Below are 25,944 nucleotides of genomic sequence, written 5' to 3'. Positions count from 1 at the left end.
CAATATGACCAAAGAACGTGTCTGGACGGCTGAAGAAGTAATTGCCAGAGTCGGTAAATATATGAATGCGCAACACGTTGAGATGGTGGTTAAAGCCTGCCATTTTGCAACGGTTGCCCACAAAGACCAGCATCGTCAATCTGGTGAACCCTACATTATGCATCCTATTCAAGTGGCGGGAATCCTAGCTGATTTAAACATGGATCCCGAAACGGTTTCTGCCGGGTTCCTGCACGATATTGTGGAGGATACCGGGGTTTCCTTGAGTGATGTGCGGGAGCTCTTCGGCGATGACGTGGCTTTGATCGTGGACGGTGTCACGAAGCTAGGGAAGATTAAGTATAAATCTAACCGAGAACAACTGGCGGAAAATCACCGGAAGCTGCTCTTAGCGATGTCCAAGGATATTCGCGTCATGATCGTGAAATTAGCCGATCGACTGCACAACATGCGGACGCTGCAGCACTTGCGGCCCGATAAGCAGCGGCGGATTGCCAACGAAACCTTGGAGATTTATGCGCCGCTGGCCGATCGCTTAGGGATTAGTACGATCAAGTGGGAACTGGAAGACATTTCCCTGCGTTACCTGAACCCGCAACAGTACTACCGCATTGTTCACCTGATGAATTCCCGGCGTGATCAACGGGAGCAGTACATCGCGGGGGCCATCGAGGTCATTCAGTCCTCAATTAAGGATTTGAATTTGGATTCCGAAATCTACGGTCGGCCCAAGCATATCTACTCGGTTTACCGGAAGATGAAGGATCAACACAAGCAGTTTAGCCAAATCTATGACTTACTGGCCATTCGGGTGATTGTCGATACCATTAAGGACTGTTATGCCGTCTTGGGGGCCATTCACTCGCAATGGAAGCCCATGCCTGGTCGGTTTAAGGACTACATTGCTATGCCTAAGGCCAACATGTACCAATCTTTGCATACGACGGTGATTGGTCCCGAGGGTCGGCCGCTGGAAGTGCAGATCCGGACCAAGGAAATGCACGCGGTCGCTGAATATGGGGTTGCCGCGCACTGGGCTTACAAGGAAGGGGTCACGGATAAGGTTCAAGAGACCAATTCCGGCGATAAACTCAATATCTTCAAGCACATCATTGAATTGCAAGAAGATACCGATGATGCCTCCGACTTCATGGACAGTGTCAAGGGTGAACTCTTTGGCGACCACGTCTATGCTTTTACGCCCAAGGGGGATGTCCTCGAACTCCCTAAGGGTGCCGGTCCCTTGGACATGGCCTATGCCATTCATACCGAGGTGGGCCATCACACCACCGGGGCCACCATTAACGGTAAGATTGTGCCGTTGAACTACGAGATCAAAAACGGAGATATCGTGGATATTCGCACGTCTTCAAGTTCCGCTGGTCCCAGTCGTGACTGGTTAAAGTTGGTCTCAACGCGGCGAGCTCGTAACAAGATCAAGCAGTTCTTCCGGCAAACCGATCGCGAACAAAACATCGTGGCGGGGCAAGATGCCGTGGAACGGACAATCCGCGAGCTGGGCTACGAGCCTAAGGCCTTGATGAACAAGGAAAACTTGGAAAAGGTCACGGCTAAGATGCACTACCAGCATGCCGATGACTTATTGGCGGCCATTGGGTTCGGTGATATCCAACCACGTGGTGTGGCTAACCGACTCACGGAAGGCGTCCGTCAGGCCGAAGAAAATGAGCGTCAGCGGCAAGAAGAACGTGAACTGCTGGAGGAACACCAAACCATTAAGAACGATCCCGATAATGATAAGAAGGATCGCAAGGGTAAGGAGTCCGATGGCGTGGTCATTGAGGGCGTCGACAACCTGTTGATTCGGTTGAGTCACTGTTGTTCACCGGTTCCTGGCGACGACATCGTGGGGTACATCACCAAGGGTCGTGGGGTTTCAGTTCATCGCAAGGACTGCCCCAACGTTAGACACGCCGAGGAGAATGGTGAACGAATCGTAGCCGTTCGGTGGGGCAACACGGCTGGTGACAAGACCAACTACAATGCCGATATCGAAGTCCAGGGTTACAATCGCAATGGCATGTTAAACGATGTCTTACGGACGATTAACAACAATACCAAGTTCCTGACGTCGATTAACGGCAAGGTTGATCACAACCGGATGGCAATCATTTCGGTCAGTGTGGGCACCAGAAATCAGTTTGAATTACAACGGATCATCGATAACATTAAGAACATTCCGGACGTCTATGTGGTTAAGCGGGCGTTCCATTAAAACGAGACACGTGAAAATTGGGGCGGTTAGGCTGCCCTTTTTTCACGCATTGATTTAATTTTTCCAGTGATCAAACAATTTGTATGCGACAGAAAGGCGGGAATACGATGCGGGTATTACTTCAAAAAGTGAGTGAAGCTTCGGTTACAATTAACGGTCAAGTTCACGGGGAAATTCAACAGGGATTTTGTCTGCTGGTGGGGGCTCAGGACAGTGACACCAGCGCTGAGGTTGACTACCTGGTGCATAAGATTAGTAAACTGCGGGTCTTCGAAGACGATGCGGGGAAGATGAATCTCAGTCTGGCAGACGTGGCTGGCAGCATCCTGTCTGTCTCCCAATTCACGTTATATGCTAGTACCAAAAAGGGCAACCGTCCTAGTTTTACGGCAGCTGGGGAACCCCAACATGCTAAAAAATTATACGAAGAACTCAATGAAAAATTAGCGGCGGCCGGAATTCACGTCGAAACGGGGGTGTTCGGCGCCGACATGCAAGTGGCGCTGGTAAATGATGGTCCCGTCACGATTTGGTTCGATACGGATCACAAATAACGGACCCGTTTTTAGGAGGATGACAATGCGTTATCAGCAACTTTTTTGGGATTTTGATGGCACCCTGGTCAATACCTATCCAGGAATGGTCAAGGCCTTTGGCGAGGCACTTGTCGCCTGTGGGGTTAACGACTTTGAAATTGACAGCGAGGACATCTATCGGTCAATGCGGCAACACAGTTTGGGTCGGGCTTATCAGCGGTTTACGGCGGAATACCAAGTAGACCGGGCTCGGTTGACGAAGATTTATGAGCGATTGGCGGCGCCTCTGCTCGATGAGACCCAGGCATTTCCCGGTGCCGCCGAACTATTGGCGCAGGTAACGGCCGCGGGTGGCCGTAATTTTCTACTGACTCACCGCGATCATCGGGCCTTGGACCGGTTGGCTGCATTAGGACTCGATCAGTTCTTCAGCGGCTATGTCACCAAGGATGATGACTTTCCACGAAAGCCTGATCCGACCAGTTTGTTGGCCCTCTGTCAGAAATACGATGTGGTCAAGTCGGAGGCAATCATGATCGGTGACCGTAATTTGGATGTGGCGGCCGGTCACCGTGCGGGCATGGCCGGGGCCTTGTTTGACCCGGAACACCTGATTGTCGATGAGAGTCAACCCGAGGTGCGGGTCACCCGGCTGGCGGATTTGCAGGCGTGGCTGGCGGAATAACTGAATGACACACGCCATATTAGGCGAGTTATTGCTGATAAGGCGCTTATTGTTAGTGACAATTATTCTGGCTCGTGGTGGCCCAAATTCAGACGATTTTGACGAGTCGAATTGCCACATCGTAAGCACGTTTTGAAAACAAATTTGGTCTATCAATTTCAAAAATGCATCCTACAATATCTTGATTTATCAATTTTTGCATATAGCAATTAAATTCTACGATAAAAGGGCTCCAGCTCATGGTCAACCATGAGCCAGAACCCTTTTTCGATTGCGTGTGATTAGAGGTGACTTAGCCGCGCGCCAGTGTTTGATCTACGGCTTCCCCATAAGTTTCACCGAACAAATTCAGGTGCGCCAAGAGGTAATAGAGTTGGTAGTGTGGTAAGCGTGTCGTGTACCCATCGGCTAGTGGGTAGACGTCCTGATAACCCCGATAAAAATCAGCGGTGAAGCCGCCGAAGATGGTGGTCATGGCCAAGTCGAATTCACGATCACCGTAGAGCACATCGGGATCGATCAGAGTAGGTACACCCTCGGCCGTAAACAGGTAGTTGCCCGCCCAGAGATCACCGTGTAACAGCGAGGGTTGGATCGGCCGGTGTTGATTTTCGGTCAGGATCGCTTGGTGAACGCGGTCATAGGCGGCTTGCCGTGAATCATTCCATAGATGGTGCGTTTGAGCCCGTGCGACGAGCGGATCGAGCCGCTGCTTCAAATAAAAGGTCGACCAGTCATCCTGCCACGTATTGTGCTTAGGCAGTTTGGCCACCAGGTTATCCTGATCAAAGCCGAAACGTGGAGCCGTGACGCGGTGGACCCGGGCAACAGCCTGACCCAGTTCGTACTGGCTGCCGTGACCGGTTTCCAGAAATTCTAGAACCAGGTAGGCGTCCTGGTCAATCTCGCCCGTGGCGATCACTTCGGGAACATTGACCGCTTGACCGAGTGCCTGAAGACCGGCGACCTCATGGGTATAGAAACTCGCCGGTTTTCCGGGTTGAACTAATAAGAAGTAAGGGCCTTCTACCGTTTCTAAACGAAAGGCCTGATTGATGTCCCCACCGGAAACGGGTTGAACGGCCGTAATCTGCGGTAAGGGCAGCTGATTGTACCAAGCCGATGTGAGTTGCATGTGAAGATCTTCTTTCCATAAAAGTTAAGATTGCGCGCTGAAATAGGCACTGAGGCCCTTAACCACGCGAGTAGCCACCTGCTTTTGGTACTGCGGGCTGCTGATATACTTAAAGTCCTTCTTGGTATTGATATAGCCCATTTCGAGAAGCAGTGATGGGCGGCTATTGTCCCGGATCACTTCGAAGTTTCCGTACTTGATACCCCGATTAGTGAGGGGGAGATCGTTCATTTCGCCGTTGATCGCTTCGGCTAACTTATAAGACGTTTCTTGGTGATAGTAGTAGGTAGTGGTTCCAGAGGCAAGATTATTAGTTGGTGAGGAGTCAAAGTGAAAGCTGATGAAGGCACTGGCCTGGTCCGTATTGGCCAGGGCCGGTCGATCCGCTAGACTCACACTTTTATCACTGTCCCGTGTCATAATGACGTGGGTGCCCCGTGCCCGTAACTGCTTAGCCACCTGTTTTGCCATGGCCAGAGTGTACGTCTTTTCGTCATGGTTCTGATCGATCGAGAGGGCACCGGAGTCGCTACCCCCGTGACCAGGGTCCAGGACGATCGTGGCTTCCGAAAGGTTGGTGACCTTTTTGAGGTTTCCGGGGTGATCGACTAACCAGCTCGCCACCCAACCGAAGTGGTTTTGACTGTCGCGAACGTGGTACCAGTTGTTCTTTTCATTCAGGATGGTTAGTTGGCTATTTTGTTTGACTTTATGGGTGACCTTATAAGTCAAGCCGGGGCCGTCCCGTAGGTTAAGATTGCTGACGGTAGCGGTCACGGAATTGTTGCGCGTGAAACTAAAAAGTAGCCCTCCCGCAATTAAGAGGATCGCCAGTCCGGTAACGATTCCGGGCCAGTTGCGTGGTTTAAAATGCATGCTGAGTTCTCCTTCATCAAATTAGTTTCAATTATACCACGAATGGTTTTCAGTACCTTTAAATTTCATGAGCGATGCCTTGACTTTTCACAGCACTTTCAGTAAGCTTAGGAAGAATAAAATAGATTGCCAATGAGAGAGAATAGTAAGGGAAAGCCCGTTTTAAGAGAGACCGCGTTGCTGGGAGCGGTTGACGGTGTGACCCCGAAGACGCTTTTGAGGCTAATGGCGCTTGCGTCATTCGTTTGCAACGTTATCCTGCAGAGAACTTTAAAAAGGTGGTACCGTGCATACCTGCGCCCTTGTCAATTGACAGGGGCGTTTTTTATGCTCTGATACAGGGTTGAGGTATCGACCGTGATCGTTACGGGCCACTCGTGTTTAAGTTTCGTTGCAGGCGTAGAAAGGGAGAATGCTCATGCGTTATCAACGACCAAAGGGTACGGCCGACATCTTACCAGGCGATTCACAGACCTGGCAATTCGTCGAAGCCACCGCGCGCCAGTTGTTTGCTAATTATCGCTTTGAAGAGATTCGGACACCTATGTTCGAAAACTTCGAAGTCTTCTCACGAACTTCCGGGGATACCTCTGACATCGTGACGAAGGAAATGTACGACTTTAAGGACAAGGGGGATCGGCATTTATCCCTGCGGCCTGAAGGAACGGCTGGGGTTGTTCGGGCCTTTGTTGAAAACAAGCTTTACGGTCCCGAAACCAACAAGCCTTACAAGGTTTACTACATGGGGCCAATGTTCCGTTACGAACGGCCACAATCCGGTCGGCAACGGCAATTCCACCAAATCGGGGTTGAAGCCTTTGGGAGTGACGCGCCTGAATTGGACGTTGAAGTCATTGCCCTAGGGATGAACTTATTAGGCAAGTTAGGCCTTAAGCACTTGCGCTTAGCCCTGAATACGCTGGGGGATAAGGAAAGCCGCGATGCTTATCGGCAAGCCCTAATTGACTTCTTGGAACCCCACTTTGATGAACTGAGTGATGATTCCAAGGTTCGGCTGCACAAGAATCCATTGCGGGTCCTTGACAGCAAGGACAAGCACGATCAAGAGATCGTTGCCGATGCACCTTCGATCCTCGATTTCTTAACGCCAGACGCCACGGCTCACTTTGACCGGGTCAAGGCCAGTCTGGACGCCCTGGGCATCACTTATGACGTTGATGCCACTATGGTGCGGGGGTTGGATTACTACAACCACACCATCTTTGAAATCATGGCCGATTCACCTGCATTGGGTGAGGGCTACACGACGGTCTTAGCCGGTGGCCGGTACAATGGTTTGGTCGAGGAACTCGGTGGTCCAGAAATGCCAGGGGTTGGTTTCGGCCTCGGTGTTGAACGCTTGGTTCTGTTGATGCAAGCCGAAAAGGTGACGATTCCTAACGATCACCCACTCGATGTTTACGTGGTGGGGATCGGGGATGACACCTCCTTAGAAACACTCAAGTTGGTTCAGGCCATTCGTCAAGCTGGTCTGACCGCTGATCGTGACTACTTGGCCCGCAAGCCGAAAGCCCAATTCAAGACGGCCAACCGCCTTGCTGCTAAGTACACGTTAACCATTGGTGACCAAGAGTTAGCCAATCAAACGGCTAATTTAAAATCCATGGAAACCGGTGAAGAAGTCAGCGTACCACTGGCTGACGTCTACCAAGATTTCCAAAACGTTGTAAACACCAAGTTTACGGCAAAATAAGAGGGGATAAGCATGGAAAAGAATTTAAAACGGACCACGTATGCCGGTTTAGTTAACGAACAATATCTTGACCAAACCGTTGTTTTAAAGGGTTGGGTGCAAAAACGCCGTGACCTGGGTAGCTTGATCTTTGTTGACCTTCGCGACCGCGAAGGCATCGTTCAATTGGTCTTCAGTGAAGAATATGACAAAGACGCCTTAGCCGTTGCCGATCAACTGCGGAGCGAATATGTCATTGAGATCCAAGGGAAGGTCGTTGCACGGACGCCTAAGGAAATCAATCCAGACATGCGGACTGGGAAAGTTGAAGTCCGGGTTACGGGCATCAATCTTCTGAACAAGTCCAAGGAACTGCCATTCGAAATTAAAGATGGCGTGAATGCTTCCGATGACCTGCGTCTTCAGTACCGGTACCTAGATTTACGCCGGCCAGAAATGCAAAAGTCATTAATGCTGCGTAACCGGATTGTGCAATCCGTTCACAGTTACTTTGATAAGAATGGGTTCATTGACATTGAAACCCCAGACTTGACCAAGTCAACACCAGAAGGGGCTCGGGATTACCTGGTTCCTTCACGGATTTATCCTGGTCATTTCTACGCGTTGCCACAATCTCCACAATTGTTCAAGCAATTGTTGATGGGCTCTGGCTTCGACCGTTACTACCAAATCGCTCGTTGCTTCCGTGACGAAGACTTGCGTGGTGACCGTCAACCTGAATTTACCCAGATTGACTTGGAAACGTCCTTCTTAACGGCTGAAGAAATTCAAGACCTCACTGAAGGTTTGATTGCTAAGGTCATGAAGGATACCTTAAACGTTGACGTTAAGTTGCCATTCGAACGGATGGACTGGGATGATTCCATGGCCCGCTTTGGGACCGACCAACCCGATGTGCGTTTCGGTATGGAATTAAAGGACTTGTCTGACATCATGACCAACACTGATTTCAAGGTGTTCTCCGGTGCTGTCGCTAATGGTGGCCAAGTTAAGGCCATCGCCGTTCCTGGTGGTGCTGACAAGTACAGCCGCAAGGACATTGACAAGTACGGTCAATACATCGAACGCTTCGGTGCTAAGGGCTTGGCTTGGATGAAGGTTACCGATGATGGTTTCAGTGGTCCAATCGCGAAGTTCTTTAAGGACGGCGACTGGTTCGCTCAAATTACCGAAAAGACGGGGGCCAAGAGTGGCGACTTGTTACTGTTCGCTGCCGACTCCAAGCGTGTCGTTGCGCAAACGTTAGGCTACCTCCGTGTCGCCATCGCTAAGGAACAAGACATGATCGACCAAAACAAGTGGGCCTTCTTATGGATTGTGAACTGGCCATTGTTTGACTACGATGTTGATCTGAAGCGTTGGGTCCCAGCACACCATCCATTCACGATGCCTGCTGAAGGGGATGCCCACTATCTTAATGACGGTGAAGACCCACACAAGGCCTACGCCCAGAGTTACGACATCATCTTAAACGGTTTGGAACTTGGTGGGGGATCTATCCGGATTCACACTCGTGAGCTGCAGATGAAGATGTTGAAGGCCTTAGGCTTTACCCCAGAACGTGCTGAAAAGCAATTTGGCTTCCTCTTGAAAGCCTTAGATTACGGGTTCCCGCCTCATGGTGGTCTGGCTATCGGGTTGGATCGTTTCGCCCGGTTGCTGGCAAAGCGCGATAACATTCGTGACGTGATTGCCTTCCCTAAGAACTCGAAGGCTACGGAACCTATGACCGAAGCACCAACGACGGTTGCGGACAAGCAATTGCTTGACTTGGACCTGTTGATTGCTAAAAAAGAAGAGACGGACCAAGACTAATCGGCCTTGGGCACGCGTTTCAATAATATAGGTTTGGCGGAATGAGGCTAGGAAACATGTTCTAGCCTCATTTTTGCGTGCATGGTGACCTTGACGCCGTGGCCGAAAAGCCGTTTAATGGAATCATTAGAAAATGGAGTGATTATGATGAGTGAACGAATTGAAACAGCAACATTTGCTGGCGGTTGCTTCTGGTGTATGGTGCGGCCCTTTGACACGTTTCCCGGGATTGTGCGGGTGCTGTCGGGTTATACCGGGGGAACGGTGACCGATCCCACCTATGAGCAGGTGAAGAGTCAAACAACGGGCCATACCGAGGCCGTTAAGATCTGGTTCGATCCCAGCGTCGTGACGTATGAACAGTTAGTTACCTTATACTGGCAACAAACCGATCCGACCGATGATGCGGGGCAATTTCAGGATCGGGGAACGAATTATCGGCCCGTTATCTTCGTAAATAGTGCGGCTCAGGCAGCGACAGCTCAGGCATCTAAACAGGCCTTGCAGGAACGTGAACAGTTCGATAAGCCTATTGTGACGCGGATTCAAGTCGTGCAACCCTTCTTTGTCGCCGAGGAACGCCATCAGCAGTTCTACAAGAAACATGCCGATCGTTTTGCTGAAGAGGAAGCGGGCGGCCGTTCTGCCTTCATTGACCAGCATTGGCAGAATCATTAGAAGTCGCTAAAAGATGCGCATTGCCGTGGCCGAGACCCCGGATAAATGCTATACTAAGCCGAGCATAGTGTGAAATATGGCAAAAGAAAGTAAGCGAGGTTGGGGTTTAAATCATGGATGATGTGCAGCAGTTGTTAAAACGGCATACCTATACGGCGAAATTCTCCGTGGCGTTCTTCTACGGTGTTTTGGTGTCGATTGCGGTGAACTTTTTCTGGACGCCGGGACATATTTATTCTTCCGGTGTGACTGGGTTAGCTCAGTTAGTCAACAGTTTGACGGCAGGGTTGGGAACGTTTCATATTTCAACAGCCCTGGGGCTGTTTCTGATTAACATTCCCATGTTTGTCTTGGCCTGGAAGCAAATTGGCAAGTCATTTACCGTTTTTACGTTTATCTGTGTTCTGTTCGCGTCAGTGATGATTCGGGTGATTCAACCCGTGCATTTGACTAGTGACCCCATTATCTGTGCAATCTTTGGGGGCGCGGTCAATGGTTTCGGAACGGGATTCGCGCTTAAAAATGGGATCTCAACCGGTGGACTGGATATCATCGGAATCGTGTTGCGGCGTAAGACGGGCCGGAGCATGGGAACCATCAATATTGCCTTTAACAGTCTAATTGTGATTAGTGCCGGTTTCGTCTACGGCTGGCCATATGCGCTGTATTCCGCGCTGGGACTCTTCGTCAATGCGAAGGTCATCGATATGACGTTTACGCGTCAACAGCGGATGCAGGTCATGGTCATTACCGATCGCCCGAAGACGGTGATTGACAGCATCCAAAATCACATGCGTCGTGGGATCACCATTGTCCACGGGGCAGAGGGTGCGTATCACCACGATGAAAAAACGATTCTGTTTACGGTGATTACACGTTATGAGATGGATGAACTGGAAATGGCAATGGAAGAGGCCGATCCACACGCCTTTGTGAGCATTTCGGATACGATCAAGGTGTTGGGACATTTCTACGAACCAAAGTGGTAGCCTGTGCAGCGTTGGGGGTAAACCTCACCGCTGTATTTATTTTGGACAAGGGCGGTCTTTGCCTAAATTAACCCGTCTATAGATTACTAACGAAAATTTGGCGGAATCAGTCTCAACATTTTTTGAAAATTTGGGCGTTAGATAATCGGGCAAGCTAGCAAATGGCGGGTAAATCAGCAGTCCGGGCCAGCTGTTGTTATAAAATTAGTCTAATGATGTCAAGATTACTCACAAATTTGGTTGCTGTTTCTTAAAGCTTCTTAAATTTCTCTAGGTTCCCGGTGGAGATGTGGTATAATTCTCGGTGTTATGGACAGCGAAAATAAGTGATATTGGTGATAGCGTGAAAGATATTTATTTATGGTTAATTCGGCTCATGTCACGTTTGAACGCTGGGCGTCAGCAACGTCAGTTTGTTTACTTGATGAGCTTTGGCGATAACCTCGCGTTCATTCGAGCATTGGCTCAGGCATCACCGGTCGATCGACCGTTAGTTGTGTTTTACCGACCGCAACAGGAACGGGCGGCGCAGCGTCTAGCGCGGTCCGGGATTGATGTGCGGCCGTTTCACGATAATCTACAGTTTGTCCTGAAGGGCATTCCACAGATTATGCGTGCGCGGGTCCTGTTTTGCGACAATTACTATGCGTTTCTGGGTGGCTTGGTTCACCCCAAGCGCATGCGCATCGTGCAGGTTTGGCATGCGGCGGGGGCCATCAAGCGTTTTGGCTGGGATGATCCCACCACGGCGCAACGTTCAGCGAGTGACCAACGACGATTCCAGGCGGTATATGACCACTTTGATGAATTCGTCGTGGGTTCACCCGCAATGGGCCGGGTCTTCGCCCGCAGTTATCGGGTTCCCGAGACACGGATGCAGGTGTTGGGCTATCCGCGTTCGGATCGGTATGCGGATCCCAAGTGGCAACAGTTGTCTCGCGAAGCTGTTGCGGAGGCCGCTCCCGAGCTGGTCGGTCATCGGGTTATCCTGTACGCACCGACTTATCGCGAAGGGGTGACCTTCACGCCACCAGCTGGTTTGGCAGCGGCACTGACCGCTGATCCGACGGCTAAAGTCGTGGTGAAGGTCCATCCGGCGCTAAAGGACAGTGCGCAACACTTACAGGCGCAACTGGGACAACAGGTGGTGGTGACTGAGCATATCAGCACAATGGATCTGTTGAACGTGGCGGAAACGGTGGTCACGGACTACTCGTCTGTCGCTTTCGACTACAGCTTGGTGCCCAATGCCCATAGCTTACTCTTCTTCTTATTCGATTGGGATGATTACCGGCGTGATCCGGGCGTTCAACCGGATTTAGAAGAGTGGTTACCAGGGCCGATCATTAAGACGACTGAACAGTTGGCGGCGGCCATCAGAGCTGACGCCCCAACTGATTTAACTCAGTTTAACCAACGGTGGAATTCCGCCAATGATGGGGCGGCCACACAGCGGGTCGTTGACCGTTATGCTGCGTTGCTAGATTAGCACCAGCGATTACAATTTAAAGGAGTGCAGTGCCTTGAAAGAGGTCATGACCTTATTCAAAGAACAGGTCTCGAGCATCGGAATCATTTTTCGGATTTCACGCTACGAAGATCAAGCAAGTTATCAAAGTCATTACTTAGGTTTAATGTGGGAGTACTTATACCCGTTGATTCAAATCGGTATTTACTGGTTAGTCTTCGGTGTGGGGTTAAAGCACGGCCAACCCATTAGCGGTGTCGGCTACCTCCCTTGGATGGTGATCGGGATTTCACCTTGGTTCTTCATGAACCGGGCCACGTTGGATGGTTCTAAGAGCATCTACCAACGGGTCAACATGGTGGCGAAGATGAAGTTCCCAGTCTCAGCATTACCGACGATTAAGATCGTCAGCAACCTGAGTTCCTTCTGGACGATGATGGTTTTCACCATCTTTATCGGTCTGTTGAACGGGGTTTATCCTAAGGTCGCTTGGTTCCAGTGGATCTATTACTTCTTTGCGATGATCTGCTTACTGGTTGCCTTGGGTATCTTTAACTCTTGTATCAGTGTGCTGGTGCGGGATTATCACATTCTCTTACAGTCTGTAATGCGGATGTTATTCTACGTGTCCGGTGTGCTGTTTAACTTCGTGACGCCATCATTCCCAACGCCATTCATTCACTTGCTCGAACTGAACCCGTACTACTACATCGTTGCGGGCTTCCGGGAATCCTTCTTGGGGACCGGCTGGTTCTGGGATAAGCCAATGCTGACGCTAGAATTCTGGCTATTCGTGTTCTTCTTACTGTTAGTGGGTTCCCACTTGCACTATAAGTTCCGGTCACGCTTTGTTGATTTAATCTAATTGAAAGGGGCAACCTCAGATGGCGAACGGTTTACAAAAAATCACGCAGTCACTGAAGCTAGTTGCTCGCTATGGGCTCATCGTGCTGAACGATGGGCTTATTTGTTTACCTGTTAAACGGCGACTAGTGATGTTTGAAAGTTTTAATGGCAAGGATGTTAATGATAACCCGGCGGCAATCTACCGGGCATTGGTGGCGGCAGATCCACGTTACCGTGAGACGGCGTACTTCAGCGTGAAACCACGGGAATACGCGGCTTTAAAACGGCAGTATCCGGAGGTCCAATTGATCAAGCGGTTCACGCCGAAATGGGTGTGGTTAATGGCACGGGCCCAATACTGGGTCCTTAACTCGCGACTGCCTAATTGGTGGCGCTCCAATCGTCATACCCGTACCATTCAGACGTGGCACGGAACGCCTTTAAAAAAATTGGGTGCGGACATTCAGCACGTGGCGATTCCCGGGACCAGTACGGCGGATTACCACCAACAGTTTGTGACGGCGTCGTCGCGTTGGGATTACCTGATTGCGCCGAACCAATACTCGCGGGATATTTTTAAACGGGCCTTTGGCTATCGCGGCCACTTCTTGACGATTGGTTATCCCCGTAATGATGTGCTTTACACCGACAATCAGCCGGATAAGGTGGCCGCACTACGGCAGCAGCTTTTGGGAAGGGTGACCGGGCCAGTCGTCACCTATGCGCCAACCTGGCGGGATGACATGGCGGTACGCCCGGGCGTGTATCGTTTCGATTTACCCTTTGATTTGGGTGCGTTCTTTCAGCATGTTCCCGCAGGCACGCACCTGATTATTCGGCCACACTATCTGGTCAAGGACGCCGTCGACATTCGGGGTTTTGAGGACCGGGTGACGGTGCTAGCGGATACCGATATTGCGGAACTTTATCTCATCACGGATTTACTGATTACGGATTATTCCTCCGTGATGTTTGACTTTGCCAATTTAAAACGGCCACAGTTGTTCTTTGCTTATGACCTGGCGCACTATCGCGATCAGTTGCGAGGCTTCTACTTTGACTATCAAAAGGAAATTCCGGGGCCGTTGGTGACAACGGCTACCGCCTTTTATCAGCAGCTCGATGAATGGCAACGGGAAGGCAGTTTTCCAGCCTATCAGGCGCAACAGGCGGCCTTCTATCAGAAGTTTTGTGACTGGGAGGATGGTACGGCTAGCCAAAAGGTGGCCAGTCTGATCATTAGTGGAAAGGATGACTTGTAATGGCTGAATTCTTAATTGGATCGCATGTTAGTATGAAGGGCAAGGACATGTTGCTGGGGTCGGCAAAAGAGGCTGCTCATTACGGCGAGAACGTCTTCATGATTTATACCGGCGCGCCGCAGAACACCCGTCGTAAGCCGATTGACGAGCTGAATATTCCGGCTGGTCGGCAGTTCATGGCGGACCACAACCAACGCGCTGTGGTGATTCATGCGCCCTACGTGGTTAATCTCGGCAATACGACAAAACCGCAGAACTACGCCTTTGCCGTGGATTTTCTGACCAATGAGGTTAAACGGGCGGCGGCACTTGGGGCGACACAGATTGTCTTGCATCCCGGCGCGCACGTGGGTGCCGGTCCGGACGCAGCCATTGCCCAGATTGCCAAGGGCTTGGACGAAATCTTAGCAGCGGCCGATGCACCCGTCCAGATTGCCTTAGAGACGATGGCGGGCAAGGGGACCGAAGTCGGTCGCACCTTTGAAGAACTTGCGGCGATTATGGACGCGACGGCGGCAAACGATCGACTGTCGGTCTGCTTTGATACCTGTCACACCAGTGATGCCGGTTACGCGATTGCCACGGACTTTGATGGGGTTCTGAATGAATTTGATCACGTCATTGGCGTGGATAAGATTAAGGTCATTCACTTGAATGATTCCAAGAATCCTCAGGGGAGCCACAAAGATCGTCACACAAATATTGGGCTGGGAACGCTGGGCTTTGACGTCCTGAACGGCGTGGCCCATCATCCGCAATTAACGGCGGTGCCCAAAATTATGGAAACACCCGTGATGGGGCCGGACCGGAAGCACGGCGTTAACCCGCATGGTTATGAAGTCGCCATGCTTAAGCACCAACGGTTCAATCCGGATTTGGAAGCCGATGTCTTGGCTGACGAGCCGGTTGATGCCTACCTGACGCGTTAAGTAGACCGTCCAACCTGGTTTTCGGCAGGACTGTTGGATGATGCCAGAATGAATTGAATTAAACGTAAAAGGGCCCACCGCTTCAGTAATTGCTGAGACGGTGGGTCCTTTTATGAGGGTAATGGTGGCTGATCAAATTGTCCTTAATCGGTTAAGGAATGCGGAATCAGATCGTAGTCCACGCTTTCCATAATGAGCGTGGCGGTTTCCTCGATTGACTTGTTCGAGACGTCAATGACGAGGCAACCGATCTTTTTATAAATCTTTTGCGCGTAATCGAGTTCTTCACTGATCTTTTTGGTGTCGGAGTAAGCACTGTCGGCTGGCAGACCGTAAGAAATCATGCGTTCCTGACGAATTTTGCGCAAGGACTCCGGCTTGTTGGTCAGACCAAAGATTCGTTTGGGGTCGACTTGCCATAATTCATCTGGGAGCTGCGTGGTGGGTCCTAACGGCAGGTTGGCGACCCGCAAGTTCCGGTTGGCTAGGAAGAGTGAGAGGGGCGTCTTAGAGGTCCGAGAGACGCCGAGAATGACGATGTCGGCCTTGAGCAGGCCAGTCGGGTCCTTCCCGTCATCATAGGTCACCGCAAACTCCATTGCAGCAATACGATCGAAGTAGGTGTCATTTAGATTGTGCACCAGCCCGGGAACCCCCTCGGGCGTCAAACCGGTTGCATCACGCATCACGGTCATAGCGGGCTGAATGCAGTCGAACTGTTGCAGCTGATTGGCGGTCGCAAATTCTCTGACTTTTTTACTCAGGGTTGCGTTGACCAGGGTGTGAAAGATCATAGCCCGCTGTTTCTTGGCCAGATTTAGGATACCATCGAGAATGGAATCGGTTTGAATAAAGGGAAAGCGTTGGTAGCTGGCTTGTACGGTGGGAAACTGAGAGACGGCTGTCTGGGCCACGGTCAGCGCCGTTTCCCCGGAAGAATCGGAAATAATAAAGATCGTAATCTGCGGCATGGCGAGCAACTCCTCTGACGTATTTTCTTGGTAATTACCCCTAGTTTACCCCCTCCGATAAAACGGTTCAAATTTTATTGCCTTGCGTTATTGACGCCGTTTGGATGATTATGTATAATAGTTAAGAACCGTTACGCCGGTGGTAAAAAGCTAACCGGCGTTATTACTTGTGCTCGGAGGGAGGGAATTTTATATGGCAAAGACAGTCGTTCGCAAAAACGAGTCTTTTGACGACGCTCTTCGGCGCTTCAAACGTACGGTTTCCCGTAGCGGTACTTTACAAGAATACCGTAAGCGTGAATTTTACGAAAAACCAAGTGTGAAGAAAAAGTTAAAATCAGAAGCTGCGCGTAAGCGTAAAGCTAAGAAGAAGCGTTTCTAAGCTCTTTTTGCAATTTAACTAAGAAAACCGCTGACCTTATGGTTGGCGGTTTTTTTGTCGCTTAAAAAGAGGGTTATTCAGAGATTGGCCAAGGCTACCGTGATCATCTTGGTAAAAGTTGAGCGACTACCGGAGAACCACTGAATTAGTGAGGCGCACAGTCCCATAAAATAGGCCCCCTGATCGGACTTATATAAATACCTGTTGAATTTTATGAATTATAGTATAAAATAAATATGTTTGTTAAATAGTGATCAAGCGATGGAGGGAAATTTAATGAATATTACAGTAGCGATGGCGCGCAAATCGGGTGAACCGTTGACCATTGAAAAAGCACAACTGGCAGATTTAGAAATCGATGAAGTTCTCGTGAAAATGGTGGCTAGTGGTGTCTGTCATACGGATGCCGTGGGTCGTGATGCCGGTATGGCGGGGTATCCGGTTGTACTGGGGCACGAAGGCTCTGGGATTGTACAGGAGGTAGGCGCAGCTGTATCAACCGTCAAGCCAGGCGACCATGTGGTTTTATCGTTCAATTCATGTGGTGTCTGTGAAAGCTGTTTGTCCGGTCATCCTGCAGAATGTGATAAGATGAACCAAATTAATTTTGGTGGGCGGCGAAAAGATGGTTCCGCTGCCATCACGCAAGACGGTGAGACAGTCTCAAACTTCTTTGGACAATCGTCATTCAGTACGTATTCGGTCGTTTCTGAACGTGGTGTGGTTAAGGTTGACGAGGCTGCGGATCTTAAATTGCTCGGCCCCTTGGGTTGCGGCATTCAAACGGGTGCTGGCACAGTGCTCCAATACTTCCAGCCTAAATTTGGCGATTCAATTGTCATCTTCGGTGCCGGCGCGGTTGGGTTATCCGGCGTTATGGCTGCCAAACTGCTGAACATGGCACACATCATCGTGGTGAACCGGCCTAATCCCTACCGGCTAAACATGGCGCGTGAATTGGGGGCAACCGACGTTATCGAAAGTAAGCCGGGCGTTGATGTGGTGGCTGAGATTAAGCGAATTACCGGTAACGGCACCGACTTTGCGCTGGAGACAACGGGCGCCGCACCATGCATCAAGGCATCGGCCAATGCCATCAAGCCGCGTGGTATCGATGCGGTAGTCGGGATTGCTGGTGACGTGACGTTTAACGTGAATGATGACATCATGGCCGAAAGCAAGACTATTGCCGGTGTCATTGAGGGGGACGCCATTCCACAGATCTTTATCCCTAAAATCGTCAAATATTATCAAAAAGGGCTTTTCCCATTTGATAAACTCACGAAGCTCTACAAGTTTGAAGACATCAATCAAGCCTTTGCAGATTCCGCCAGTGGAAAAGTTATCAAACCAATTGTGGTCTTTGACTAACTGGTTGCGCATGACGGTGAGTTCAGCTGTCTCTTAGTGGGCAGTACTGAGCGTTTGGTGCAATAAAATAGCCGTTTCCAACAATCGCGTTGTTATTTCTAGTGAATTGTTGGAAACGGCTATTAAATTAGGTGGAAATAGTTAGTTTTCGTTCGTTAGGACGACCTTGCCGATCATGCGATTAGCTTCCACCAACGCATGGGCTGCACGGAGATTGGCCGCATTAATTGGTGAAAAGGTCTTCGTTAGGGTGGACTTAAGCTGACCGTCGTCCAGTAATTGACGAATCTTTTCTAGAATGACATGTTGGCTCAACATGTCTGGGGTTTCGTAAAAAGACTTGGTGTACATCCACTCCCAAGCAAAAGTGGCCCGTTTCTGCTTGAGGGCACGTAAGTCTAAGGGGTGATCGTTACCCGTAATGGATACAATGTGACCACTAGGCTTGATTAGTGCCACGATTTCAGCCCAGTGTTGGTTGAGGTTGCTGAGCTCTAGGATGTAGTCGACCGTTGGGTAGCCGAGTGCGTGGACTTCATCAACGAGATTCTTACGGTGATTGACGACGGCGTCTGCGCCGTGGGCCTTGGTCCAGGCAATGGTTTCAGGGCGAGAAGCGGTCGCGATGACGGTGAGTCCAGCCAGGTGGGCCAGTTGCGTTGCGACCGAACCAACGCCACCAGCACCGTTGATGATCAAGAGGGTTTTACCTGCGTTACTGGCTGGATCTTTGGGTGAAATGGCTAATTGCTCAAAGAGGGCTTCCCAGGCCGTCAGTGAGGTCAGCGGCATGGCGGCAATCTCGGCCGGCTTGAGTCGAGTTGGTGCGTGACCCACGATGCGTTCGTCCACGAGATGGTATTCGCTGTCCGTTCCCGGACGCTTGAAAGAGCCCGCGTAAAAGACACGATCCCCCGGCTGAAACAGCGTGACGGCATCACCAACGGCAGTAACAGTCCCGTAGGCATCCCAGCCGATGACCTTAGGTGTGGGCAACACGCCCGCCGTACTGCGACGGACGCCGGTATCAACCGGGTTGACCGAAGTGGCCTGAACCTGAACGAGAATGTCGTGACCGGTCGGCGTTGGTTTTGGCTCGAAAAATTCAAAAAAACTGTTTTTATCTTCAATGGGTAAGTGTTGTGTAAACCCAATGGCTCGCATATCTGACATGGCAAAACTTCCCTTCCTTAATGATGGTCTCATGGCTAGCGTAGCCCATCGCGAGGGGAAAAACAATCCTGAACTTTTGGGGAGTCACTAACACTTTTGTAAGTAACTCTTACCAGAAAAGACGGTCGAAAACCGAAATAATCAGGAAAGCCGGTTGAAGGACAGTCAAAGTAGTGGGTTTTTTCGGTGGTTCAGCGTAAACTGGTAACATTGGCATGGGGAGGATGAGGGCGATGGAACGACGGGCTTACGATTGCGCTGAGGGGTGTCCGGTAGAAAGTACCCTGCAGTTTGTATCAGGTAAATGGAAGAGTGTGATCCTGTACCGGTTATTTCAGGAACAGGTCGGCCGCTACAGTGATTTTGAGCGCTGGTTACCCACGATTTCCGCAAGAATGTTGGCCCGGCAGTTACGAGAACTCGTGGCTGATGGCTTGCTGGAGAAGAAAATCTACGCGCAGGTCCCACCCAAGACGGAATACCGGTTGACCCCGTTTGGGCAGTCTTTGTGGCCGGTGATTTCGGCCATGGAGCAGTGGGGGCGGGGCTATAATTTAGCGCATGCCAAAGCAACTTCGGCTGACGTTCCCGCTAAATAGGTGTAAACTAATAAGTAATCATGATTTTTTAGGAGGAAATGAAATGAGTTTAGAAACCCAACTCAACACTGATTTAAAGACGGCGATGAAGGCCCACGACAAGCTGTCACTGAACGTTATCCGGATGATGAAGACCGCTTTGACCAACGAAAAGGTCAAGCAGGGTCATGACTTAACCCCTGATGAAGAACTGACGATTGTCTCCCGTGAATTGAAGCAACGTAAGGAATCCATGGAAGAATTCGCCAAGGGTAACCGGGACGACTTGGTTGAAGGCGTTAAGGCCGAAATTGCCATCGTTGAAAAGTACGCGCCTAAGCAAATGAGCGAAGACGAGATCACCAAGATTGTCGCTGACAGCATCGCTAAGGTGTCTGCTAGTGGCATGGGTGACTTTGGTAAGGTTATGGGCGTTGTGATGCCTCAAGTTAAGGGCAAGGCCGATGGTGCCATTGTCAACAAGACGGTTAAGGCACAATTAAACAAGTAATTGACGGGAATCATCACGGTCGAGCCGTGGTGATTTTTTTAACCGACAGGGGGATTTGACATGACACTGGTTTATCAAAAAATCACGCGACCGACACCGGCGCAGAAGGCCTTGCTACTGACGGCCGATCCCAGTCAGCAGCTGATTGATCAGTATTTACCGTTGTCTACGGCGTTTGCGGCCAGGGATGCGCAGGGCTTGGTGGGCGTTTTGGTTCTGCGCCCCCGCGCCCAGCAGGTGTTAGAGATCGCTAACCTGGCAATAACACCCAATCGTCAGCGCCACGGTTTTGCGAAGGTCCTCCTGGAATTTGCCCGTCAGTGGGCCATTGAGCATGGCTACCGGACACTGCGCGTGGCGACGGGATCAACGAGTCTGGTGCAGCTGAAGCTTTACCAACAGTGTGGGTATCGGATGATTACCGTGGAGCCAGATTATTTTACTAAGACCTATTCACAAGATATCTTTGAAAATGGCTTGAAACTACGGGATAGAGTCATTTTAGAACGCAAGGTTGAGCGCCCTCAATATTAGACTTGAATTAGAGGAAAAAGAGGGTGACGGCCGATAATTGATAATTATGGTTATTCCCAGTGAATCCCATTGGCTTTTCGCGCGGAATCCTTTTACAATCCCCGGCAGTATGCTAAAATTTGACTATCAGACACTAATTAAAAATAAAGGAGCCACCGTATTTGACTGAAAACACAACGATTGAAAAAGAATATATTCTGGCGCGACCCGAAGACGAAGTCGCCTTATTGGGCGCACAGGATCAGTTTGTCACCATCCTTGAAGAGGGCCTTCAGGTCACAATCAAGCCCTTTGGTAATTCAATCAAAGTCTCCGGTGCCGCGGATGCGGTTGACCAAACGCTGGCTATTTTAAGAAACTTGAGTGACCTACTGGCTAAGGGCATTAAGCTCAACAGTGCTGACGTGATCAGTGCCATGAAGATGGCGGGTAAGGGGACGCTGACTTACTTTAAAGACTTTTACAATGAAACGCTCATCAAGGACGCCAAGGGTCGAGCTATTCGGGTTAAAAACTTTGGACAACGGCAATACATTGATGCGATTAAGCACAATGACATTACCTTTGGTATCGGGCCGGCCGGGACGGGGAAAACCTTCCTGGCTGTCGTCATGGCCGTGGCGGCGTTGAAGCGCGGGGATGTCGAAAAACTCATCATTACCCGTCCAGCCGTTGAAGCCGGAGAGAGCCTCGGCTTCTTGCCGGGGGACTTGAAGGAAAAGGTTGATCCTTACTTGCGGCCGATCTACGATGCGCTGTATGCCATTTTAGGGGCAGAACATACGACCCGCTTGATGGATCGTGGCGTTATTGAAATTGCGCCGCTGGCCTACATGCGGGGGCGGACCCTCGAATCGGCCTTTGTCATTTTGGACGAAGCACAGAACACCACCAATATGCAGATGAAGATGTTCCTGACACGTCTGGGCTTTGGCTCGAAGATGATTGTCAACGGGGATATTTCCCAGATCGACTTGCCACACAACGCCAAGTCGGGGCTGATTCAGGCCCAACGAATTTTGCAAAATGTGAGTCACATTAACTTTGTGACCTTTAATGCCGATGATGTGGTCCGGCACCCAGTCGTGGCCAGCATCATTAACGCCTATGAAGCCAACGATACTAAACCAAATGGAGCTAATAACTAATGGATCTAGAGATTTACGATAAGACTAAAGATGGCGTACCAGCCAAGCATGTAGACATGATTAAGGACGTTTTAGAATACGCCGGCAAGTATTTGGAATTGGCCGAAAATACGGAAATGTCCGTGACCCTGATGAATAATGAAGACATCCACCGGATTAACAAGCAATACCGTGGGGTTGACCGGGCCACCGATGTCATCAGTTTTGCGATTGAAGATGACGAAACGGCCGACGATGATTTTCCATTGGTCATGGATGAAGAAATGGCGGCCGAGATTCCAGAAAATATCGGGGACATCTTTGTTTCGATGGATAAGGTTGAAGAACAGGCAGAATATCTGGGCCACTCCTACGAACGGGAACTTGGTTTTCTCGTGGTCCATGGGTTCTTACATCTGAATGGTTACGATCACATGAAGCCAGAAGATGAGAAGGTCATGTTCAAGCTGCAGGCTGACATTCTAGATGCCTATGGCCTCAAACGATAAGAATAAGCAGACCGGTAAGAACCGGGCTTTCGTACAGTCGTTGGGTCACGCGTGGGATGGCCTGCGGGCACTGTTTCACTATGAGCGAAATTTCAGAAAGCACCTGCTGGTCGGCTCATTAGCTGTGATTGCCGGCGCCATTTTACGGCTATCATTGAATGAGTGGCTATGGTTGGTTCTCGCCATCTTTTTGGTGTTGATTGCAGAAACGCTCAATACCATCGTGGAAGCAGTCGTCGATTTGGTGGTGGGGACAACCTACCATGATCTCGCCAAACGTGCCAAGGATGTTGCCGCCGGTGGGGTCTTACTGGCTGCTATCTTTGCGGTGATTGTCGGCGCACTCGTGATGTTACCGGCGTTGAGTCGTTGGTTCTAAGTGGAGGAAAATATGGATAATCCAAATTATAAGTCAGGTTTTGTGGCCATCGTTGGCCGGCCCAATGTGGGGAAATCAACGTTTTTAAACCGGGTGATTGGCCAAAAGATTGCCATCATGTCGGATACCGCGCAAACCACGCGGAATAAGATTCAAGGGATCTACACGACGGATGAGGCACAGATCGTCTTCATCGATACACCGGGGGTCCACAAGCCCAAGAGTAAGTTGGGCGATTACATGGTGCAATCTGCGATGTCGGCGTTGAACGAAGTCGATGCCGTCCTGTTCATGATTAACGCGGCCGAGAAGCGGGGAGCCGGAGATAACTTTATCATCGACCGCTTGAAGGGGATTAAAGCCCCAGTCTACTTGCTGATTAACAAGATTGATCAGATCCATCCGGACGACCTGTTGGCCATTATGGAACAGTATAAGACGGCGCTACCATGGAAGGCCGTTTACCCCATTTCCGCTCTCGAGGGGAATAACGTGGATGAATTCCTGGGTGACTTGGTTGACGAGATGCCCAACGGTCCCCAGTACTACCCCGAAGATCAGGTGACCGATCACCCAGAACGGTTCGTGGTCAGTGAACTGATTCGCGAAAAGATCTTCATGTTGACGCGTGAGGAAGTGCCGCACTCTGTGGCGGTTGAAATCGAAAGTATGAAGCAAAAGGATGAGGATCACGTTCACATCGAGGCCACGATTATTGTTGAACGGCCCACCCAAAAGGGTATCATGATCGGCAAGGGCGGTAGTATGCTCAAGAAGATTGGTACGATGGCGCGACGGGACATTGAACACCTGTTGGGGAGCAAAGTTTACCTGCAATTGTGGGTTAAGGTGCAACCCAACTGGCGTGACAAGGCCACGTTGCTGAAGAGCTACGGCTATCGTAAGGATGATCTTTAATCACAAGAGAAAGTGGGGATGACTGTGGCACGTAATGTGACGGATTTTCACGGCATCCTACTGTTTCGGCGCGACTACGCTGAACGTGACTTCCTGATTAAGTTCTTAACGCAAGAATTTGGGAAGAAAATGTTTCTGGTGCGGGGCGCTAAGAAAAAGGGCTTCAAGATGGTGGCGGATATTCTACCGTTTACGGTGGGCAGTTATGTGGGCGATATCGCCGACGATGGCCTGTCCTATATTCGCACGGCGCGTGAGACCAATCAATTTCAGAATATTAGCGCGGACATTTTTAAAAATGCCTACGCCACGTATATCATGAGCCTGGTGGATTCGGCGTTTCCCGATAGTCAGCCGCTACCCGACTGGTATCACCGGGTGCAACGGGCATTAACCCTGATTGACGATGGTGTGAACGCCAGTATCGTGACCAACATCATGGAGATTCAGCTGATGCCGGCCTTCGGGGTGGCCCCGCAGCTTCAGGGCTGTGCGGTTTGTGGCCGCAACGATCTGCCGTTTGACTACTCGGAAAGTTATGGGGGCCTGTTGTGCCAGCAGCATTGGCAGATGGATCCGCGGCGCTTGCACCTGAGTCAGCGGACAATCTACTATTTGCGGCAATTTTCCGTGCTCGACTTGGACAAGCTCCACACGATTAACGTGAAGCCCCAGACGGAACATGCCCTGCGGCAATTGATGGATGAAATCTATGACAGTCAGATTGGGGTGCATCCCAAGAGCAAGCGGTTCTTGGACCAGATGCAGTCTTGGTCGGCCCGATTGATGACACCACCGGACGATGAGACAGCACCTAAATCTTAAAATAAAAAACGCGAACTTGCTTTTGGGGCGGGTTCGCGTTTTAACTAGAATTCTTGGTTAAGTAAAAGTTGAAAGTTCGAAAACTGGCATCAATCCAAGAATAGTATGGTGTTACGGGGTTGAAATTAGTCTTACCCAGCACCTCCGGCTCGATTTGAAGCCAATGAAGATTGCCCACTTTGCGCCGAAATGTTCACGTTGATACTTAAATTCACGTGAACATTTCGGCACGACGAACGGGTCAATTGCATACGCTTGTAATGGACCAATACGCCGATTGATACTTCAATCTGATACACAAAAATCGAATCACAAACTAATAGCCTTCAAATACTACTATAATTTGAGCAGTCATGTTTTGGTTAGCAGATGAAAGGAGTAGTTATGGAAATTCGTGTGTTACAATACTTTTGGACGATTGCCAATGTTGGTACGATTTCAGGAGCAGCGGAGATTTTACATATTACCCAGCCAACTTTAAGTCGACAGATCAAAGATCTTGAAACCGAATTACAAACACCACTATTTACACGTCATCATAATCGTTTAGAATTGACTAGTGCTGGCATTTATCTACGCAGTCGTGCGGAGGAAATTTTGACCTTAACGCGTCAAACTGAGCAGACCTTCATCGATCAACGTAATCAACTATACAGCGGTAAAGTGACGATTGGCTGTGTTGAGGCGGATAATACTGACACCATGGCACAGGCAATCGAATCACTGATTCAAGACTATCCACAAGTCCACTTTTCAATCACTACTGGTGCGGGCGACTTGATAAAAGAACAACTTGAAAAGGGATTGATAGATCTTGCTTTGATGCTGGAGCCAATTGATACGAAACGCTATTTTTCCTTGCGCTTGCCGCGGCAAGAACAATGGGGATTGTTGGTGGCCAAAGACTCGCCTTTATCTGAACATGCGACGATTACACCAGATGACTTGATTGATTTGCCTTTAATCATTTCCCAACGCCAAGATGTGCATAGCATGTTAAATGATTGGTTCGATCATCCAAATTTGGAATTGAGTATTGTTGGTGAATATAACTTAATTTTTAATACATTGCCATTTGTCTTGCATCATGTGGGGGTTACTTTAACTGTGGTAGGAGTGACACGGACATTGGACCAAAGTCGATTGACCTTTGTGCCGCTAGCACCAATGTTGGAGACAAATTGTGTACTAGCGTGGCGCAAAAATAAGGTCTTAACACCAATCGCATCAGAGTTGATTAAACGATTCAAAAAGTTCAACGAAGAATCTGAGGCATAACTCAAAAACAGTTTTTTCAGTAGTTTTTTGAAAAAGCTGTTTTTATTTTGGCCATTATGGTGTTGAAACGTGGCACCTAAGGCAGTTTTTCGCGTTAACGCTCGCAAACTAACCGCCTCGTATTATAGCGCACTCTCGTTTGCTATCCATGCCTTTAGGGCATAACTTCTTGGCCTAAGAAGTATTCGTTTATTTCGTCATAACGATTTATGATAATAC

At 49.8% G+C, this 25,944-nt stretch carries 26 protein-coding genes; 22 read left to right on the top strand and 4 right to left on the bottom strand.

Annotated elements, in window-relative coordinates; translation table 11 throughout:
• Window positions 1–4: 4 nt before the first annotated feature.
• The 3 genes from FD28_RS01290 to FD28_RS01280 all read left to right on the top strand — a co-directional run bounded on the left by FD28_RS01290 (window position 5) and on the right by FD28_RS01280 (window position 3,457).
• Window positions 5–2,236 carry a RelA/SpoT family protein gene (locus FD28_RS01290; RefSeq protein ID WP_057731808.1) on the top strand — a complete coding sequence of 744 codons (2,232 nt, stop codon included), beginning with the start codon at window positions 5–7 and terminating at the stop codon, window positions 2,234–2,236.
• 107 nt (window positions 2,237–2,343) lie between these two features.
• On the top strand, window positions 2,344–2,790 hold the full coding sequence (gene dtd / locus FD28_RS01285) for a D-aminoacyl-tRNA deacylase (protein WP_057731806.1): 447 nt from the start codon (window positions 2,344–2,346) through the stop codon (window positions 2,788–2,790).
• A 25-nt stretch (window positions 2,791–2,815) separates the two neighbouring features.
• Window positions 2,816–3,457, top strand: coding sequence for an HAD-IA family hydrolase (locus FD28_RS01280; protein WP_057731803.1), 642 nt, complete (start codon window positions 2,816–2,818; stop codon window positions 3,455–3,457).
• 292 nt (window positions 3,458–3,749) lie between these two features.
• On the opposite strand, the gene FD28_RS01275 is transcribed toward FD28_RS01280, so the two are convergent.
• On the bottom strand, window positions 3,750–4,592 hold the full coding sequence (locus FD28_RS01275) for a fructosamine kinase family protein (RefSeq protein WP_057731801.1): 843 nt from the start codon (window positions 4,590–4,592) through the stop codon (window positions 3,750–3,752).
• A gap of 24 nt (window positions 4,593–4,616) precedes the next feature.
• Entirely contained in the window at window positions 4,617–5,468 is an 852-nt protein-coding gene (locus FD28_RS01270; protein ID WP_057731800.1) for an N-acetylmuramoyl-L-alanine amidase family protein, read from the bottom strand.
• Between the two features lie 418 nt (window positions 5,469–5,886).
• On the opposite strand from FD28_RS01270, the gene hisS reads away from it, so the two are divergent.
• The 8 genes from hisS (at window position 5,887) to FD28_RS01225 (ending at window position 15,169) form a co-directional block, all read left to right on the top strand.
• Window positions 5,887–7,182, top strand: coding sequence for a histidine--tRNA ligase (gene hisS / locus FD28_RS01260; RefSeq protein WP_057731796.1), 1,296 nt, complete (start codon window positions 5,887–5,889; stop codon window positions 7,180–7,182).
• Window positions 7,183–7,194: 12 nt separating this feature from the next.
• A complete protein-coding gene (aspS, locus tag FD28_RS01255) occupies window positions 7,195–8,997 on the top strand; it encodes an aspartate--tRNA ligase (protein WP_057731794.1) in 1,803 nt (600 codons plus the stop codon).
• A gap of 147 nt (window positions 8,998–9,144) precedes the next feature.
• Window positions 9,145–9,675 carry a peptide-methionine (S)-S-oxide reductase MsrA gene (gene msrA, locus FD28_RS01250; RefSeq protein WP_057731934.1) on the top strand — a complete coding sequence of 177 codons (531 nt, stop codon included), beginning with the start codon at window positions 9,145–9,147 and terminating at the stop codon, window positions 9,673–9,675.
• 113 nt (window positions 9,676–9,788) lie between these two features.
• Window positions 9,789–10,664 carry a YitT family protein gene (locus FD28_RS01245; RefSeq protein ID WP_057731792.1) on the top strand — a complete coding sequence of 292 codons (876 nt, stop codon included), beginning with the start codon at window positions 9,789–9,791 and terminating at the stop codon, window positions 10,662–10,664.
• A gap of 376 nt (window positions 10,665–11,040) precedes the next feature.
• On the top strand, window positions 11,041–12,153 hold the full coding sequence (locus FD28_RS01240; protein WP_083478079.1) for a CDP-glycerol glycerophosphotransferase family protein: 1,113 nt from the start codon (window positions 11,041–11,043) through the stop codon (window positions 12,151–12,153).
• Window positions 12,154–12,187: 34 nt separating this feature from the next.
• A complete protein-coding gene (locus tag FD28_RS01235; protein ID WP_057731790.1) occupies window positions 12,188–12,997 on the top strand; it encodes an ABC transporter permease in 810 nt (269 codons plus the stop codon).
• A 19-nt stretch (window positions 12,998–13,016) separates the two neighbouring features.
• Entirely contained in the window at window positions 13,017–14,240 is a 1,224-nt protein-coding gene (locus FD28_RS01230) for a CDP-glycerol glycerophosphotransferase family protein (protein ID WP_057731788.1), read from the top strand.
• Complete coding sequence (locus FD28_RS01225) at window positions 14,240–15,169, top strand: deoxyribonuclease IV (protein WP_057731787.1); 930 nt, start codon at window positions 14,240–14,242, stop codon at window positions 15,167–15,169. Before FD28_RS01230 ends, FD28_RS01225 begins: the two co-directional genes overlap by 1 nt.
• 143 nt (window positions 15,170–15,312) lie before the next feature.
• Here the strand turns inward: FD28_RS01225 and FD28_RS01220 are convergent, their stop codons facing one another.
• Entirely contained in the window at window positions 15,313–16,140 is an 828-nt protein-coding gene (locus FD28_RS01220; protein WP_057731785.1) for a pyruvate, water dikinase regulatory protein, read from the bottom strand.
• 193 nt (window positions 16,141–16,333) lie between these two features.
• Between FD28_RS01220 and rpsU the strand changes: the two genes are divergently transcribed.
• Together rpsU and FD28_RS01210 are read left to right on the top strand one after the other, a co-directional pair.
• Window positions 16,334–16,522 carry a 30S ribosomal protein S21 gene (gene rpsU, locus FD28_RS01215; RefSeq protein ID WP_011667518.1) on the top strand — a complete coding sequence of 63 codons (189 nt, stop codon included), beginning with the start codon at window positions 16,334–16,336 and terminating at the stop codon, window positions 16,520–16,522.
• 276 nt (window positions 16,523–16,798) lie between these two features.
• On the top strand, window positions 16,799–17,893 hold the full coding sequence (locus tag FD28_RS01210) for an NAD(P)-dependent alcohol dehydrogenase (protein WP_057731784.1): 1,095 nt from the start codon (window positions 16,799–16,801) through the stop codon (window positions 17,891–17,893).
• 141 nt (window positions 17,894–18,034) lie between these two features.
• Here FD28_RS01210 and FD28_RS01205 read toward each other — a convergent pair whose 3' ends face one another.
• Window positions 18,035–19,057: a zinc-binding alcohol dehydrogenase family protein gene (locus tag FD28_RS01205; RefSeq protein WP_057731930.1), complete on the bottom strand. Its 1,023-nt coding sequence runs from the start codon at window positions 19,055–19,057 to the stop codon at window positions 18,035–18,037.
• Between the two features lie 242 nt (window positions 19,058–19,299).
• Here FD28_RS01205 and FD28_RS01200 point away from each other — a divergent pair, with 242 nt between their 5' ends.
• The 9 genes from FD28_RS01200 to FD28_RS01160 all read left to right on the top strand — a co-directional run bounded on the left by FD28_RS01200 (window position 19,300) and on the right by FD28_RS01160 (window position 25,725).
• Window positions 19,300–19,665 (top strand): winged helix-turn-helix transcriptional regulator, encoded by a 366-nt coding sequence (locus tag FD28_RS01200; protein ID WP_057731782.1) that lies wholly within the window; start codon window positions 19,300–19,302, stop codon window positions 19,663–19,665.
• Window positions 19,666–19,708: 43 nt separating this feature from the next.
• Entirely contained in the window at window positions 19,709–20,155 is a 447-nt protein-coding gene (locus FD28_RS01195) for a GatB/YqeY domain-containing protein (protein WP_057731780.1), read from the top strand.
• 60 nt (window positions 20,156–20,215) lie between these two features.
• Window positions 20,216–20,689, top strand: coding sequence for a GNAT family N-acetyltransferase (locus tag FD28_RS01190; RefSeq protein WP_057731779.1), 474 nt, complete (start codon window positions 20,216–20,218; stop codon window positions 20,687–20,689).
• Window positions 20,690–20,850: 161 nt separating this feature from the next.
• Window positions 20,851–21,837 (top strand): PhoH family protein, encoded by a 987-nt coding sequence (locus FD28_RS01185; RefSeq protein ID WP_057731777.1) that lies wholly within the window; start codon window positions 20,851–20,853, stop codon window positions 21,835–21,837.
• Window positions 21,837–22,325: an rRNA maturation RNase YbeY gene (ybeY, locus tag FD28_RS01180; protein WP_057731775.1), complete on the top strand. Its 489-nt coding sequence runs from the start codon at window positions 21,837–21,839 to the stop codon at window positions 22,323–22,325. The genes FD28_RS01185 and ybeY overlap by 1 nt, the downstream gene beginning before the upstream one ends.
• Window positions 22,303–22,704, top strand: coding sequence for a diacylglycerol kinase family protein (locus FD28_RS01175; protein WP_057731773.1), 402 nt, complete (start codon window positions 22,303–22,305; stop codon window positions 22,702–22,704). Before ybeY ends, FD28_RS01175 begins: the two co-directional genes overlap by 23 nt.
• 12 nt (window positions 22,705–22,716) lie before the next feature.
• On the top strand, window positions 22,717–23,622 hold the full coding sequence (gene era / locus FD28_RS01170) for a GTPase Era (RefSeq protein WP_020088523.1): 906 nt from the start codon (window positions 22,717–22,719) through the stop codon (window positions 23,620–23,622).
• A gap of 18 nt (window positions 23,623–23,640) precedes the next feature.
• On the top strand, window positions 23,641–24,447 hold the full coding sequence (gene recO / locus FD28_RS01165; RefSeq protein ID WP_057731771.1) for a DNA repair protein RecO: 807 nt from the start codon (window positions 23,641–23,643) through the stop codon (window positions 24,445–24,447).
• Between the two features lie 384 nt (window positions 24,448–24,831).
• Window positions 24,832–25,725 (top strand): LysR family transcriptional regulator, encoded by an 894-nt coding sequence (locus FD28_RS01160; protein WP_057731769.1) that lies wholly within the window; start codon window positions 24,832–24,834, stop codon window positions 25,723–25,725.
• Window positions 25,726–25,944 lie beyond the last annotated feature (219 nt).

The organism is Levilactobacillus hammesii DSM 16381, assembly GCF_001434395.1.
Taxonomy (GTDB): domain Bacteria; phylum Bacillota; class Bacilli; order Lactobacillales; family Lactobacillaceae; genus Levilactobacillus; species Levilactobacillus hammesii.
Note: the sequence above shows the minus strand (reverse complement) of the source record. Positions and strands in the feature narration are given on the sequence as shown.